The sequence below is a fragment of the Drancourtella sp. An12 genome (genome assembly GCF_002160935.1).
Taxonomy (GTDB): domain Bacteria; phylum Bacillota; class Clostridia; order Lachnospirales; family Lachnospiraceae; genus Sellimonas; species Sellimonas catena.
Genome location: NZ_NFLO01000005.1, coordinates 1 through 12,949, shown reverse-complemented (window position 1 = coordinate 12,949; position 12,949 = coordinate 1). Strand labels below are relative to the sequence as shown.

General features: G+C 49.1%; 14 protein-coding genes and 1 pseudogene. All 15 read right to left on the bottom strand.

Going from position 1 to position 12,949, the window contains the following annotated elements:
* Positions 1-11: 11 nt before the first annotated feature.
* Entirely contained in the window at positions 12-896 is an 885-nt protein-coding gene (locus tag B5E64_RS06715; RefSeq protein WP_087167758.1) for a NifB/NifX family molybdenum-iron cluster-binding protein, read from the bottom strand.
* Positions 897-976: 80 nt separating this feature from the next.
* Complete coding sequence (locus B5E64_RS06710) at positions 977-1,717, bottom strand: metallophosphoesterase (RefSeq protein ID WP_087167757.1); 741 nt, start codon at positions 1,715-1,717, stop codon at positions 977-979.
* A gap of 30 nt (positions 1,718-1,747) precedes the next feature.
* Positions 1,748-2,290, bottom strand: a complete 543-nt coding sequence (locus tag B5E64_RS06705; RefSeq protein ID WP_087167756.1) for a histidine phosphatase family protein — start codon at positions 2,288-2,290, stop codon at positions 1,748-1,750.
* Positions 2,291-2,308: 18 nt separating this feature from the next.
* The gene (locus B5E64_RS06700) at positions 2,309-2,998 is read right to left on the bottom strand and encodes an alpha/beta hydrolase (RefSeq protein ID WP_087167755.1); all 690 of its coding nucleotides are present in this window, start codon (positions 2,996-2,998) and stop codon (positions 2,309-2,311) included.
* Positions 2,999-3,014: 16 nt separating this feature from the next.
* Entirely contained in the window at positions 3,015-4,163 is a 1,149-nt protein-coding gene (locus tag B5E64_RS06695) for an aldo/keto reductase (RefSeq protein WP_087167754.1), read from the bottom strand.
* A gap of 34 nt (positions 4,164-4,197) precedes the next feature.
* Positions 4,198-4,527, bottom strand: coding sequence for a nucleoside triphosphate pyrophosphohydrolase (locus B5E64_RS06690; RefSeq protein ID WP_242960107.1), 330 nt, complete (start codon positions 4,525-4,527; stop codon positions 4,198-4,200).
* Between the two features lie 108 nt (positions 4,528-4,635).
* The gene (gene amrS, locus B5E64_RS06685) at positions 4,636-5,481 is read right to left on the bottom strand and encodes an AmmeMemoRadiSam system radical SAM enzyme (RefSeq protein ID WP_087167921.1); all 846 of its coding nucleotides are present in this window, start codon (positions 5,479-5,481) and stop codon (positions 4,636-4,638) included.
* 23 nt (positions 5,482-5,504) lie between these two features.
* The gene (gene amrA / locus B5E64_RS06680; protein WP_087167753.1) at positions 5,505-6,893 is read right to left on the bottom strand and encodes an AmmeMemoRadiSam system protein A; all 1,389 of its coding nucleotides are present in this window, start codon (positions 6,891-6,893) and stop codon (positions 5,505-5,507) included.
* Positions 6,884-7,711 carry an MmcQ/YjbR family DNA-binding protein gene (locus B5E64_RS06675; protein WP_087167752.1) on the bottom strand — a complete coding sequence of 276 codons (828 nt, stop codon included), beginning with the start codon at positions 7,709-7,711 and terminating at the stop codon, positions 6,884-6,886. Before B5E64_RS06675 ends, amrA begins: the two co-directional genes overlap by 10 nt.
* Positions 7,712-7,844: 133 nt before the next feature.
* Entirely contained in the window at positions 7,845-9,329 is a 1,485-nt protein-coding gene (locus B5E64_RS06670; RefSeq protein WP_087167751.1) for an AAA family ATPase, read from the bottom strand.
* A gap of 100 nt (positions 9,330-9,429) precedes the next feature.
* Positions 9,430-9,678 (bottom strand): hypothetical protein, encoded by a 249-nt coding sequence (locus tag B5E64_RS18015; RefSeq protein WP_162610154.1) that lies wholly within the window; start codon positions 9,676-9,678, stop codon positions 9,430-9,432.
* A 154-nt stretch (positions 9,679-9,832) separates the two neighbouring features.
* Complete coding sequence (locus B5E64_RS06660; protein ID WP_070087575.1) at positions 9,833-11,452, bottom strand: recombinase family protein; 1,620 nt, start codon at positions 11,450-11,452, stop codon at positions 9,833-9,835.
* 111 nt (positions 11,453-11,563) lie between these two features.
* Positions 11,564-11,752: a transposon-encoded TnpW family protein gene (locus B5E64_RS06655; RefSeq protein WP_070087576.1), complete on the bottom strand. Its 189-nt coding sequence runs from the start codon at positions 11,750-11,752 to the stop codon at positions 11,564-11,566.
* Between the two features lie 14 nt (positions 11,753-11,766).
* Complete coding sequence (locus B5E64_RS06650; RefSeq protein WP_070087577.1) at positions 11,767-12,609, bottom strand: ATP-binding protein; 843 nt, start codon at positions 12,607-12,609, stop codon at positions 11,767-11,769.
* Positions 12,606-12,949, bottom strand: a pseudogene (locus B5E64_RS06645) (replication initiator protein A); the annotation flags it as partial. The gene B5E64_RS06650 and the pseudogene B5E64_RS06645, both read right to left, overlap by 4 nt.

Here is a 12,949-nt window from a genome sequence, read left to right as displayed (position 1 = left end):
CTTCGATATGCTTATTTTACCTCAACCAGCTCGATCCGGAAATTCAGTTCTTTTCCTGCCATCTCATGGTTGGCGTCAAATGTGATGGATGTCTCATCTTTCTCAACGACAGTCACCGGGATTGGCTGGCCGTACTGACCGCTGAGGTAAACTTTCTCACCCGGCTCCAGATCTTCTGATCCCGGCAGCTGTGCCATTTCAATCATGAAAATGGCATTTGGATCCGGCATGCCGTATGCTTCTTCCGGCATCAGATGAATATCTACAATCTCTCCCACTTCCATATTAGCGACAGCAGCATCAAATCCACGGATCATCTGTCCTGCACCGCAGATAAATTCCAGCGGTTCTCCACGGTCATAAGAAGAATCAAACTGGGTACCATCGTTGAAAGTTCCTCTATAATGTGTTTTACAGATTTTACCTGCATTGCGTCCGGTAATCGGAGGCTGGTGGGATCCGCATCCGGCACAGCTTCCGCAGCTGCCGCCGCAGGAATGTTCTTCTTCATGCTGACCGCAGTCGTGTTCTTCTCCGTGATCTCCGCAGCTGTGTTCCTCGTCATGGTGGTGGTCACAGGTTGCACCGGAGGAAGTCAGTTCTCCCTTCAGATATGCTTCTACTGCCTGATCCACATCGCCTTCCGCTCCAGAACATAATTCGATGCCTGCTTCTTCCAGGGCTGCCTGTGCTCCGCCGCCGATTCCGCCGCAGATCAGTACATTGACACCCTGTTCTGCCAGCAGGCCTGCCAGTGCGCCATGTCCTGTTCCATTAGAACCGATCACTTCACTGGAAACCACGTTCTGACCTTCTACTTCGTAAATTTTGAAATTCTCTGTTTTTCCAAAATGCTGAAAAATGTTTCCGTTATCATAGGTTACTGCTATTTTCATGTTTTCTTTTCTCCTCATTTATTTCTATTTGTAAATCTGGCTATTCTATTATAAAACATCATCCGCTGATTTCCAAGTCTTTATGCCAGAATCTGCTCCGGATGAAAATTCAGGTAATCTCCCGACACAAGGAAATAACGGACTCCCCGGTAAGTTCCCCGGATACTGTCTCCAAATCTCTGTTCTCCATGACAGTGGGAATAGACGACCGCTTCCACCCCGTACTCTTCCGCAATCCGGGTAAATGGCGAGGTCTTCTCCAAAACATTGGTCGGCGGATAATGCAGAAACATCACAAACTTCCGATATCCGGCCTCTTCTGCCTGACGGAAAGACTCCCGAAGCCGCTCCATTTCTCTTGCAACGAGCTTTTTCGCCTGCTCTTCGCGTTCCTCATCCCATCCAAGGATTCTCCCCTGAAAATCCAGATAGAATGGTCCTTCGAACGTATATCCTTTCGTCCCTACCAGTGCATAATCCTGATAGGCAGCAAAATTATTCTGCAAAAAGAAGAGCCGTCCATCATATTCCTCATTCAGCCGTCTGGTCTTCTTCGCATCCCAGAACATATCGTGATTGCCCCGAAGCAGAATCTTCCGCCCCGGCAGCCGTTCGATGAAATCAAGATCCTCCCGGCATTCCGAAAGCTTCCTGCCCCAGGAATGATCGCCGGTCAGCACAAGGGTATCCTCCGGCTTCACGATGCGATTCACGTACTTTTCTATTTTACGTTCATGGTGTTTCCACACTTTTCCAAATGCGTCCATCGGTTTGTCTGCCTGAAAACTTAAATGCAGATCCCCCAATGCATACAATGCCATCCGGAATCACCTCCCCTGCTCAAATCTATACTAGAAATCGTACCGGCGGATTTCGCAGTTTTTCACTCCAAATGTGGCGTATTCTTCGTTCGTCATGTCGGTAAAATACGACTGTACAACTCTGGCGATTCCGTTGTGCGCAACCAGAATGTACGTCTTTTCGTCTGACTCTGCCTTGATGTCATCCAGCAGATTATAGATTCTCTGGGCCAGCTGGAGCGTCGATTCTCCGTTTCCATGGTGGCTGGCAAACTGTTCTTTTTCCTTCTGGAAATCAGCGGCATTTCTTGGAGATGTACCCTCCCATTTGCCGAAATGCTGCTCGATCAGCCGCGGTTCTGCCTTTGCCGGAATCCCCATGATTTCAGAAATATGCCGTGCTGTCTCTGCTGCCCGGACAAGCGGAGAATACAGAATTTCATCCGCCTGGATCCCTTTTTCCAGAAATTTCCTGCCTGTCTCCACAGCCTGCTGATGGCCGTACTCGGTCAGTTCACTATCTGTTCTTCCGCAGATCTTACCTTCTACGTTCCAAACGGTCTGCCCGTGTCTTACAAAATAAAAATGTCCCATATCTGTTTCTCTCCTGTTTTATTTTCCATCTGAAAGGAACCGTTCCACTACCCGGTTAAATGCCTCTGGATTTTTTGCCGCAATGAAGTGATCCCCTCTTATGCAGACAAATTTTGCCCCCGGAATACTTTTGGCAATCAGCAGGGAATGCCGATGCCGGATCATGTCATTCTTTCCTACAAGAACCAGTGTCTTAGAAGAAATTCTCCTCAGATCTTCCGGGCGGATATACGGATCCTTCACCATAAGTCCCAGCAGTTCCTTTTGCTTTTTCGCCTTTTGGGAAACCGGCGCAAGGAGCGATGCCGCGCCATACCCCGCCCAGATCGGCAGTACAATCAATGTCTTCATTCCGGAAGGATAAAGATTTGCGCCGTTCAAAATGAGTTTTCTCACTTTCTGTGGATATTGAAGTGCAAACACCAGTGCCGTATTTCCTCCATCGCTGAACCCGAGAATGTCTGCCCGCTCAATTCCCTTTTCTTCCATGAAGTCATGCAGATCCTCCGCAAACTGCCGAATGGTAAACGGGGCATTTCCTCGCGGACTTTGCCCGTGTCCTCTCGTATCGATTGCGATTACTTTTCGTGTTTTAGCAAAATGCCTGATCTGACGGGCAAAGTAGCGGCTTTCTTCCCCGTTTCCGTGCAGTAAAATCAGCGGTTCTCCTGTTCCTCTTTCGATGGAATAGAGCTGGATGTCACTCATCTTGTCCCTCCCGCTTTTATAATCTGCCAAACAGTTCTTTTGCTTTTTCCATTCTTTCCACGACCGGAACATCGAACGGACATCGTGTCTCGCAGCCTTTGCATGCAATGCAGTCTTTTGCATTGGCTGAAAGTCCTTCATAATGCGCCTTGACTGTTGCCGGCACTTCTTCCTGCATGGCAGCCAGATCATAGAGTTTGTTCACCATGGCAATATCGATCCCTGCCGGGCAAGGTGCACAGTGTCCACAATATGTGCATTGTCCACTGTAGGCATGATGCGGCGCCCTGGCCAGCACGCTCGCATAATCCTTTTCCTCTTCTGTGGCGTTCTCATAAGCAACCGCCTCCTTGACATGTTCTGTCGTATCATATCCTGCCAGCACACTTGCCACACCCGGTCTTGTAAGGGCATAGTGAATACACTGAACCGGAGTCAGGGTCACTCCAAACGGAGAAGTCTTTTCGGAAAAAAGACGTCCTCCCGCATATCCTTTCATCACGGTGATTCCGACACCTCTCTGTTCACAGATCTGATACAGCTCCGCCCGTTCCGGATCGATGCCCTGAAGATGTTCCTCATAAGACTCCGCAAAGTATGTATTCAGATCTTCGCTTGCCGGAAGCAGATCAAACGCCGGATTGATACTGAACAAAATCATCTCGATTTCGCCGCTTAATGCCGCAAGCTTTGCCACTTTCGGATTGTGAGTACTCATTCCAATATGGTGAATGATTCCCTTTTCTTTCTGTTCCTTTACATAAGACAGAAATTCTCCTTCCATAATCCGGTGAAATTCTGCCTCTTCATCCACAAAATGAATCATGCCAAGGTCAATATAATCTGTCTGAAGGCGTGTCAGCAGATCCTGAAATGCTTCTTTTACCTTCTCAAGATCCCGGGTACGGACATACTGTCCATTCTGCCAGGTTGATCCAAAATGCCCCTGAATGATCCATTTTTCTCTTTTTCCCTGCAGGGCTTTCCCGATATTGGAGCGTACATTCGGCTCCGACATCCAGCAGTCCAGAATATTAATTCCATAGCTTTCGCAGCAGTCAATAACCTCTTTCACTTCTGCTTCGTTGTGGCGCTCCAGCCACTCTGCTCCTAATCCGATTTCGCTGACCTTTAGTCCTGTATTTCCCAATTCACGATATCTCATTTCGTTTCCCTCCTGATGTTTCCGGCTTTTTAACCTATTCGTTTCCACTCCAGTAAATTCTTTTCTCGAAACCGCCTCGTTTTCTTCGTTTCTCTTCTCGTACTTTAAGCAGATCTTCTCTGGAATATCCTCTGGCCTTACAGATGGCGGATAACACTTCCAGAATATCTGCCAGTTCTTCCATAGACTTATCTGCCTGATACTCTGCCACCTCTTCCTGCAGCTTTCTATCCAGCTCTTCCAGATACTCTTTCTGATCCAGAATACGGGTGACAGGCGTCTTTCCATCTGCCCGAATGATATCCGGGATGTTGTCCCGGACCAGTTTCCCTTTTCTCATTGTGTCACGTCCTTTATAATTCATCGTATTCACTGTTTCTTGCTTTTTCTGAATCATTTCATCCAGATCCAGTCCACTTACTCCATTATATCATTCCCACTTTCTTTATAAAAGACGAAAAGCTCCAATCCTTTAACAGTTCCCGGTATACACATACTTCAGGTATTTCTCTGCAATCTGCTTCATCCTGTACACCTGCCTGACCTCTGTTGCTTTCCGGTCGGTCATCTGATATCTTGGGAAAAATCTGGACACATGCAGTGGGATCTCCGGGCTCAGTGAGGCAATCCATGCTGCCTCCTGTTCCATTTTTTCTTTTGAATCATTTTCACCCGGCACAATAAGTGTCGTCAGTTCCACATGGCAGTTCTTTGCTGCTCTTTCAATAAACGCTTTTACCGTATTCAGATTTCCACCAAGTTTTCTGTAATAATCTTCTGTAAATCCTTTCAAATCAATATTCATCGCATCTATATATGGTAAAATTTCTTCCAGGATTTCCAGTTCCACTGATCCATTGGTGACCACTACCGTTTTCATTCCATTTTGTTTTACCAGACAGGCTGTGTCCCGGACAAATTCGTATCCTACAAGCGGTTCGTTGTAAGTAAATGCTACTCCGATATTTCCGGCATTTTGATACCCGGAAGCAAGCCGGGCCAGCTGATCCGGTGTCACGTCCTGCCATCCAATCTCCGTCTGTCCGGCCATGGAAATCTCATGATTCTGGCAGAACGGGCAGAAAAGATTGCACCCAAAGCTTCCTACCGAAAGGATTTTGCTTCCCGGATAAAACCGGGCCAACGGTTTCTTTTCGATCGGATCCAGCATTGCGGATGTTACTTTTCCGTAATTCACACTGATAATCTTGCCATTTTCGTTCTTTCTTGCCCTGCATCTACCGTACTGTCCTTCCAGAAGCGCGCAGTGATGCATACAGACCGGGCATACTTTCCTGCTATCGGATGAATTTCCCATCTCATTACGTTTTTCTTCTCTGCTCAAAAATGTCTCACCACCTCAAAGCGTTCCAGTTTGATATCTTCTGCCTCTTCCGGGATACCTGCTTTTCTTTTCGCAATGGCAATCTGCTCGTCTACGGTATCAACTCCTTCCAGATTCGGAAGCAAAAGTCCCCGTTTGATTCCTTTGCTTACGATAACGCCGTAGCGTTTCACATCCAGCTGTTCCGGCGAAGCAATTTCTTCCGTCTCTCCCAGAACATCCACACTGTACACAAGCCGGTCCAGTTCTTCTGCTTCTACTGCGTCAAATCTCGGATCTTTCACCGCTGCGCTGATAGCATTCTCAACAATCTCCTCCGCAAGCGTTCCCCGCACTGGTGCAATTGTCCCGATGCACCCGCGCAGTCTTCCCTCTTCTTTGAGAGATACAAAGGCTCCAGCCCTCTTGTGATACAATTCTTCCGGCAGACCTTCCGGAATGGAAATCTTCCTGCCGGTCCTCACATATGTTTCGATTGTCTGCCGTGCAAGCTTTACATAAGGATCTTCCTTTTCGCTCCGCTCTTTTGCTTCTTTTTTCACATTTTCCTCATGCTGATGCAAAAAATCTCTTTGCGGATCCATACCTTCTACTTCAAAGGTGCAGATCCCATATCCTACTCCAAATGGGCCTTCATAGGAAAGTCTTTCTGCATGAATCTTTCTGCGGTCCAGCGCTCCTGCCAGGATCAGGAACGACCGCTGTCCGCACTCTGCCGCCTGTCCGCAGAAATCTTCTGTAAAATCAAAGAGTTTTCCAAACTCTGCACTTCCCATCACCTGCATGATCCGCTCATCATATTCCGGTCCTTCTTTCCGGAAGCCATACGGGCCGTCTGCTTTTAATCTATGAGACAGATCCCCGCTTCCGATCACCACAATTTTTCTGCCACACAGTTCCGCCGCTTTCTGAATACATTGCCCAAGCATGTAGTGCATTGAAAACGAGAGTCCGGAAAGGCCAATCCGAACCACCTTGTATTCCCGGTCATAATGATTGAGAAACCAGAGCGGAATCATAGTGCCGTGATCCAGCCTTCTGTCCTGCTCACCCAATGTTCCTGCCGGAATCTCCCTTGCCTGCGCTTCCTGCGACAGTACTTTCACAAATTCGGTATCATACTGCACCGGAATCTTCACTTGAGAAGCCCCAAACCTGCCAAAGCTTCCTTCCGCGCTTTTCCCCGGCGAAATATGAAAATAGTCTGCATACATTACCGTGTGCGGTGATAACACCACAACAGTATCCGGCTTCCACTCTGCAATCTTTTTTACCGCTTTGTAATATGAATCAATCGTATCCTGAATTCCCTGTTCCTGTCCGTGTCCAACCTCCGGTATAATCAAAGGCGGATGAGGAACCATCACTGCTCCTGTTACTGCCATCGTCTCTCCTCCTCCCTTTTATTTTCCATGGCTGTTCTGTTTTTTCCTGTTTCAGCAAGCATTTCCAACTCTTTTTCAAGTTCCGGCGGAATGCTTCGGGCACTTCGCACCGGACCGACTCCATAAAGTTTCATCCGTTCTCTATTCATTTCATCCGGCATAAATCGATGCTTCAATTTCAGTTCCATGGTACGGCTCTTATCCTGATTCCCTCCCGGGTCTTCAAATCCTCCTGTACCGGTTACTTCACACTGATACAAAACAGCAGAAACCGGTGCTGCCATATAAATATAGACCAGATCTCCAGTATGAATATTGCCACGCTGATGCCAGTCAATAGTGCTGCTTTCTGCAAAAGCAGCTTCCAAATCAAAGTATCCGGGATTAGCAGGGATCAGCCAGGCCCGTTTCCTTTCACAGTGCAGCTTTTCTTTTGTCTTTTTACTCGCTGTCAGAAGATAGCTTTGATCCAGCAGTGCAAGAATCTGCTCTTTTTCTACCGTTCCATCAAGAAGAATGGAAATCCAGTTTTTCTTATTCATATGATACCCCGGCAGAATTCCCTTGCCTGAGACCAGAAATCCAGCCATATCCGGATCACACTTTACATTTAGTATTTCGATCTGCCCTGTCCCGTGTAATCCCATGCTCTCCTTTCGGACTTCCAGCATCACCCCGTACCATTTTCTATTATCATTATGACGCAGCACAAAATCCGGAGTTTTCCATGGATAATCCGGGCTTGTGCCGTAAGTATGCAGGACATAGTCCAGGATTTCTTTTTTCAGACACGCTTTTTGCGATTCTGCCCTCTTCATCTTGATCACCTCTTTTTTATTTTAACACTATGCTTCAGAGGTTTCATCTGCTTTCCAAAAGAAAATGACACAGAGTCCCGTTCTCTCTGTGTCATCTTGTATCTTCTGCTGTTTTTGTATGATCATTCCGGTATCAGGAAAGAAGGGTCCGAACCATCTTTTCATCAAATTGAACCGATTTCACATGATCAACTTCAATCTGATAAAGTGCGTTTGCCGCAAGGTGCTCTGCCGCCTGCTCCAGATCCCGGATACCGCTTGTCTCTTTGTGCAGGTCGATGACTGCATCCAGACCATCGTCCGTCAGTGTGCATTCATTCTCCTGCATGCCGATTCTTTTCAGTACCTTTGGAAGTGCATACTGAGAGAAAATCACCTTTTTCTCCTCCGGTGTGTAATCCGGAAGCTCAATTACCGCAAACCGGGACATGAGCGGCGCACTGATCTGATCTTTATCGTTGGCCGTCGCAATCGGATAAACTCCTACGGTCGGAATCATACATTCGATATAATTATCTGTAAATCCAAGGTTATCAAGCAGTGTCAAAAGCACATCTGCCGGATTGCCGTTCCCTTTTCCGGATGCCGCCTTGTCAAGCTCATTAATGATAAATACAAGGTTGGATTCCCCTGCCATGGAAAAAGCATCCATAATGATTCCCGGCTTTGCATTGGCATAAATCCGTGAGCTCCCGGTCAGCTGTTCCGGATCGTTGATGGAACTCATATCCAACGTAGTCCATGGGAGTTTCAAAATCCTTGCTACCGCATAGGCAATCTGAGACTTCCCGGTTCCCGCAGGTCCTACCAGAAGCAGACCGTAGGCCGGAAGGGTGTGAGTCCGGTTGATCTGGATAATCGTTTCAATAATCCGCTGCTTTACCTGCTCCATTCCATAAAGTTCCTCATCCAGAATTCTTCTGGCTTCTTCCGGATCAATTGCCTGGAAGTAATTTCCTTTCCACTGGATGTTCATCATAATAGAAAGCGCTCTCTGTGCATGCCGGCGCTCCTCCGCTGAAACCTCGTGAGAGCGGGCTACAGCAAGGTTTCTCCTTGCCCAGAGCCGGATATTATCCGGAAGCGTCCTACCGGCACAGGTGATAAAGTCCGTAATACTCTGGATACTGGTCAGCTTCATGCTGTCTCCTGTCTCCTCCTCATCTTCATCCGGGATTTCTTCGGACGGTGCATCACTTGTAAGAAGACGTTCAATCATAAACTGCAGGAAGCCATCCTCCGCTGAAAGCTTGGAGCCTCCGCCAAAGGCAATCTCACGGATCTTATACACAGCGTATCCGTCCTCCCGGTCCGCCCCGGAAAGCCGGACATTAATATGATTTTCTCCCATCCATTTGAGAAGACTTACAAAACGGGCATCAATCTGTAAAATATCGGCGCTGACCGTTCCTTCTTCTCCTTTGAATTCAAAGGCAGTCCGGCGGACCGGATTCGTAAATACTCCGATCGAATGGTGCTGAAGCTTTCCCTTACTGTTGTCAAGTACAAGCATCGGGTGCTCCGTCGATGCTTCCTGTTCGCTGGAATAAAATACTGTATAAGTACATTCCGGTGTTTTTCCCTCTTCCGGCGTATTATTAAAATCAAAAACTGGCATGGTGCATACTCCTGTCTTTTGTCGAATTTTCTTTAGTTTAGCATAAAATAGGAGATGGTACAATCCATGTTTCTTTTTCCATATATGGAAAAGTAATGATTCAGGATTTCCTGTTTTCTATGATCTCTTTGATTTTCCTCGCCTCTTCTGTCAATGGATGAATTTTCCCAAGAATGCCTCGGTAGAACTCCCTGATATCCGGATCCTGCAAAACGGAATAAACCTGACTGTTTTTCTCTGCTGTCTGCAAAAGCACTTCTCTTTCCTCCGGGGTCCAGTCATCAATTTTTCTGAGTTTCCGGATAACCGAGTGGGTACTGGCAAAATTCGGGCTGTTTTCCAGCTCCATGAGCAATCCGGCCTTTTCCCGGTCTTCTTCGCTGCTTTTTCTATCTGCTTCAATCCTTTCCCTTTTACTGATGTGCGATAAAGAAGTAATAGAAATGTAAAAAATTTTGCCGTTCCTATCCGGCACTTGGCCATTGTGTCGGATAGGTCGGGCGTTAGGCTTCGGGCAAGTCAATCTTGCCGACAAAGCTGTAATAAATCTCAATGTCCTGCCTGCGGGTGCCGTTCTCGTCATAGCTACACTCATGCACGACGATTTTTTCAATCATTTCCCGCAAGAGGGTGGGGGTCAATTCCTCAAAGGCAAGGTGCTTTCGGACGATACCCATAAACTTTTCCGCGTTGACGGTGGCGGCCTGCGACTTGTCCAGTTCGGCCTGCAAAGCGGCGGCGCGGTCTTTCAGTTCCCGCTGTTCCTGCTCATAGTCTGCTGACAGTTCCATGAAACGCTCGTCACTGATTTTGCCGTTCACATTGTCCTCATACAGCCGCTTAATAATGCGGCTCACTTCGGCAATGCGCTCCTGCGCCTGTTCAAGCTGCCTGGTGGTTGCGGCGGTCTTTCTCTTGCCGCCGATCTCGTTCTGCTGGATAAGCAGCTTCACAAAGCGGCTCTCATGCTTGGCGGCATACTCCGTCACTTGCCGGAGATTGGAGAGGACACCGGCGGTCAACAGGTCGGTGCGGATAAAGTGCGCCGTACAGTCGCGGGTGCGCTTCTTGTAGCTGCCGCAGATGTAACAGTCCTGCTTGCGGTTCTTGTTCTGATACCGCTGCTGGTACATCACATGGCCGCAGTCGGCGCAGAACAGCATACCGGAGAACAGCCCCACTTCATCATAGCGGTTCGGGCGTTTGCGCTGCTTGCGTAACTCCTGCACGCGCTCCCATGTTTCCCGGTCTATGATAGGCTCATGGTGGTTCTCAAAAATGGCCTGCTTCTCCACGGGGTTCTCTACACTGTGTTTGACCTTGTAAGAGGGCTTTTCCGTCTTGAAGTTTACCAGACAGCCGGTGTACTCCCGGTTTTCGAGGATATGAACGACGGTGTTTGTCGCCCATTTACACTCATAGCCGGGGTGGTAGCGGCGTGTGCTGCCTGTCCTGCGGTATTCCAGCGTCCCCGGCGTGGGGATTTGCTGCTCCGTAAGCATACGGGCAATCTTGGTCGGGCCATTCCCGGCAAGGCAAAGCTGGTATATCTGCTGGACAACCGGCGCGGTTTCCTCGTCAACGATATAGTTCTCGTCCTCGTCCATGAGGTAGCCATAGACCGGCTTGCTGGTAACAGGCTTGCCGCTCATGCCTTTTGCTCGTTTTACTGCCTTGATTTTCTTGCTCGTATCTCTCACCAGCCATTCGTTGAACAGATTTCGCAGAGGGGTAAAATCGTTGTCCATGCTGCCGTTTGCGCTGTCCACATTGTCGTTGACAGCGATAAAACGCACTCCCTTTTGAGGGAACAGCATTTCCGTGTAAAACCCTACCTGCAAGTAGTTTCGCCCTAACCGGCTCATGTCCTTGACTATGACGGTTCCGACTTTCCCGGCTTCAATGTCTGCAAGCATGGCTTGAAAACCGGGTCTTTGAAAGTTCGCGCCGGAGAAGCCGTCGTCGGTGTACCAGCGCAGATTAGTAAAGCCGTTCTGCTTGGCGTAGGTTTCCAAAATCCTTTTCTGGTTCGATATGGAATTACTCTCGCCTTGCAACTCGTCCTCATGGGACAATCTCGGATAAAGGGCGGTAATGAGGTTTTGGGTGGCTTGTCTTAACATAAAATCCTCCGTTTCCGACAGCCAGCCCCACTATTCCGTGGTTTCATTGTACCACGGAATAGGGCGGGCTGTATAGCGGCAAAAGTGTAAAATCTGCTTCTTTATGATTTGTCAAATTGCCGGTTTTTGTGTAGCAGCGGCTTCCGCTTCCAGTACCCGCGCCATTTTGTCGGCGGCGGTGGTGGTAGTGTCTTTCTTGAAATAGCCGGACACGACAAGGACGGAATTGCCCATGCGGATTTCCGTCACGCAGTCGGGGCGGCGGGTGGTGCGGGTGTCGGGCTGCTTGTTATCTGCCATAGGCAATACTCCTTTCAGTCGGTAATCAGTTTCTTCATGCTCTCCATTTTCCGCTGCGCGGCTTCCTGCCGGAAGTTGTCGCCGGTAAAGCGTACCGGGACGCACATGGAAAGCAGGCGGTCATAAATCCGGGAATGGGCGGTGTCCTCCGGGTTCCGCAGGTCGTCCAGCGTGAGGTTGGTCGTGACGATCAGCGGCTTGCTGCTGCGGTAACGGCTGTCAATCACATTGAAAACCTGTTCCAGCCCGTATTCCGTCCCGCGCTCCATGCCGAAGTCGTCAATGATAAGCAGCGGATAGCGGCAAAGGCGGGAAATGTACTCGTTGCGGTTCTCAAAGCTGGCGGCAAGGTCGTTGAGGATAAGGGCAAAGTTCGTCATGTGGACGGGGATTTCTTTCTCCATGAGGGCGTTTGCGATACAGCCCGCAAGATAGCTTTTCCCGGTTCCCACGCCGCCCCAGAACAGGCAGCCGATATTGTCGGCTCGCATATCCGCCCAATGCTCCACATACCGGCGGGCAATCCCGGCCTGCGGGTTCCTGCCGTTGTCGTTCTCAAAAGTCCAGTCCCGCATGGTGGGGTCGGTAAAGCCCCGGCGTTTCAGTTCTTCCACGGTGTCAAGGTGCCTGCGCCGCTTCTCGGCGGCCTCCCGTTCCTCGCGGGCGGTTCTCTGGCAGTCGCACTCTGCCGGGTGACGGTCACGGCCAAAGATAGCGGCCTTATCCGGCGCAAAATAGGCTTCTTTCGGCTTGCGGCACTTGCCGCAGTACAGTAAACCGTCCTCGCCGGTGTAGTCCTCCGGCTCCGGGGCGGTGGTCGTCATATTCTCCAAAACAGCGTTGATTTCGTTCTTCATAAACTCTCGCCCTCCTTGCATGAGTAGTCTGGTATGCCCTTTTTCGGGGCTTTCTTTTTGTCGTTCCCCGCCCATATCCGCAGGGCGGCGGCATAGTTCTGGTAGCTTTTCCCGTTGGCGGCAAGGTAGCGGCTCATTTCCTCGATGAACCGTTCCAGCCTGTCGGGGTACTCTGCCTGCAACTCGTCGTATTCGGTCTGCGACAGAAAAATATTCTGGTATCGGCCATAGGGCGCGGGCGGCTCCCCACTCACTCCCTTTGTTTGGCTCTCTGTAAGGTTGTTTATAGTAGTTTGGTTAGGGGACGGTTTTCCGACCAACTGATGGCCGGAAATCCGAC

What these genes read in the sequence shown, in the direction of transcription:
- B5E64_RS06655 (WP_070087576.1), bottom strand. Translation starts at nt 11,752, where the DNA reads ATGGCAGATAACAAGCAGCCCGACACCCGCACCACCCGCCGCCCCGAC.
- B5E64_RS06695 (WP_087167754.1), bottom strand. Translation starts at nt 4,163, where the DNA reads ATGAGATATCGTGAATTGGGAAATACAGGACTAAAGGTCAGCGAAATC.
- B5E64_RS06700 (WP_087167755.1), bottom strand. Translation starts at nt 2,998, where the DNA reads ATGAGTGACATCCAGCTCTATTCCATCGAAAGAGGAACAGGAGAACCG.
- B5E64_RS06675 (WP_087167752.1), bottom strand. Translation starts at nt 7,711, where the DNA reads ATGAAGAGGGCAGAATCGCAAAAAGCGTGTCTGAAAAAAGAAATCCTG.
- B5E64_RS06690 (WP_242960107.1), bottom strand. Translation starts at nt 4,527, where the DNA reads ATGAATTATAAAGGACGTGACACAATGAGAAAAGGGAAACTGGTCCGG.
- B5E64_RS06650 (WP_070087577.1), bottom strand. Translation starts at nt 12,609, where the DNA reads ATGAAGAACGAAATCAACGCTGTTTTGGAGAATATGACGACCACCGCC.
- B5E64_RS06715 (WP_087167758.1), bottom strand. Translation starts at nt 896, where the DNA reads ATGAAAATAGCAGTAACCTATGATAACGGAAACATTTTTCAGCATTTT.
- amrS (WP_087167921.1), bottom strand. Translation starts at nt 5,481, where the DNA reads ATGGGAAATTCATCCGATAGCAGGAAAGTATGCCCGGTCTGTATGCAT.
- B5E64_RS06670 (WP_087167751.1), bottom strand. Translation starts at nt 9,329, where the DNA reads ATGCCAGTTTTTGATTTTAATAATACGCCGGAAGAGGGAAAAACACCG.
- amrA (WP_087167753.1), bottom strand. Translation starts at nt 6,893, where the DNA reads ATGGCAGTAACAGGAGCAGTGATGGTTCCTCATCCGCCTTTGATTATA.
- B5E64_RS06710 (WP_087167757.1), bottom strand. Translation starts at nt 1,717, where the DNA reads ATGGCATTGTATGCATTGGGGGATCTGCATTTAAGTTTTCAGGCAGAC.
- B5E64_RS18015 (WP_162610154.1), bottom strand. Translation starts at nt 9,678, where the DNA reads ATGGAGCTGGAAAACAGCCCGAATTTTGCCAGTACCCACTCGGTTATC.
- B5E64_RS06660 (WP_070087575.1), bottom strand. Translation starts at nt 11,452, where the DNA reads ATGTTAAGACAAGCCACCCAAAACCTCATTACCGCCCTTTATCCGAGA.
- B5E64_RS06705 (WP_087167756.1), bottom strand. Translation starts at nt 2,290, where the DNA reads ATGGGACATTTTTATTTTGTAAGACACGGGCAGACCGTTTGGAACGTA.